Source organism: Streptomyces sp. NPDC005811 (assembly GCF_040630405.1).
Classification (GTDB): Bacteria; Actinomycetota; Actinomycetes; order Streptomycetales; family Streptomycetaceae; genus Streptomyces.
In genome coordinates this window covers 1-1,138 of sequence record NZ_JBEXXK010000154.1, presented here as the reverse complement: position 1 = coordinate 1,138, position 1,138 = coordinate 1, and the positions used below count along the sequence as shown (strand labels likewise).

1 protein-coding gene is annotated in these 1,138 nt (G+C 68.5%); it reads left to right on the top strand.

Features of this window, described 5'->3' with window-relative positions; genetic code table 11:
• Positions 1-89 precede the first annotated feature (89 nt).
• Positions 90-1,138: ABC transporter permease subunit (locus tag ABZ490_RS52210; RefSeq protein WP_359008161.1), on the top strand; the 1,049-nt coding region annotated here is incomplete at its 3' end.

Below are 1,138 nucleotides of genomic sequence, written 5' to 3'. Positions count from 1 at the left end.
GTGAAGGTCGTCGAGGACGGCAGGCTGCTCGGGATCGTGGGGGACGAGGAGATCCTCGCGGTCGTCGCCGGGCAGGAAGGCGGCCGGTGATGACCCTCGCCATCGAGAAACCCGAGAAGACCGGGTCCGCGCAGCCGACCGCTCCGGCCAGGAAGGCGTTCAAGGTCACCCGGCCCATGGTGCTCGGTGCGATCCTGGTCGTCTGGCTGCTGCTCTTCGCCGTGCTGCGGGGCAGGCAGACGCTGACCCTGGCGGCGGCCGATCTGACGGGTCTGCACCGGTGGTTCAACGACGTCAACGACTCCATCGGCGCCAACCGCAACTCCAACCCGCTCTTCCTGTACTTCTTCAACGAGATCCGGCTGGTCATCGACAGCCTGGTGACCTTCGTCCGGGATCTGATCTCCCAGCCGTCCGACGCCCGGCCCGTTCCGCAGATCGGCTGGCTCGGGGTGGTGGGGATCGCCGGGTACGTCTCCTGGGCGGTCGGGAACTGGCGGGTGGCGCTGCTGGCGGTGGCCGGGTTCACTTTCATGGGCTTGCAGGGCCTGTGGCAGGAGAGCATGGACACCCTGGCCCTGACCCTCTCGGCGGTCCTGGTCGCGCTGCTGTTCGCGATCCCACTGGGGGTGTGGGCAGGACTGTCGGACCGGTTCAACCGGGTCGTGACACCGTTCCTGGACTTCATGCAGACGATGCCGACCTTCGTCTACCTCGCCCCGCTGACCCTGTTCTTCCTGATCGGCGGCGCATCCGCGGCCATCGCGACGCTCATCTATGCCGCGCCCCCGGCGATCCGCATCACCGCGCACGCCATCCGCTCGGTGCCGACGACGACGGTCGAGGCAGCGGACTCGCTGGGCGCCACGCGCAGGCAGTCCCTGCTGAAGGTCCTGCTCCCGATGTCCAAGCGGACCGTGGTGATGGGCGTCAACCAGACCATCATGGCGGCGCTCGCGATGGTCACCATCGCGGCGCTGATCGATGCGCCGGGTCTCGGCAAGACGGTGGTCCAGGCCTTGCAGTCCCTGGACGTCGGTACCGCGTTCAACGCGGGCCTGGCGATCGTGGTGATGGCGATCGTGCTGGACCGGGTCACCACCGCGGCCAGCGCGCGTGAGGAGAGCGCCCGCAACTC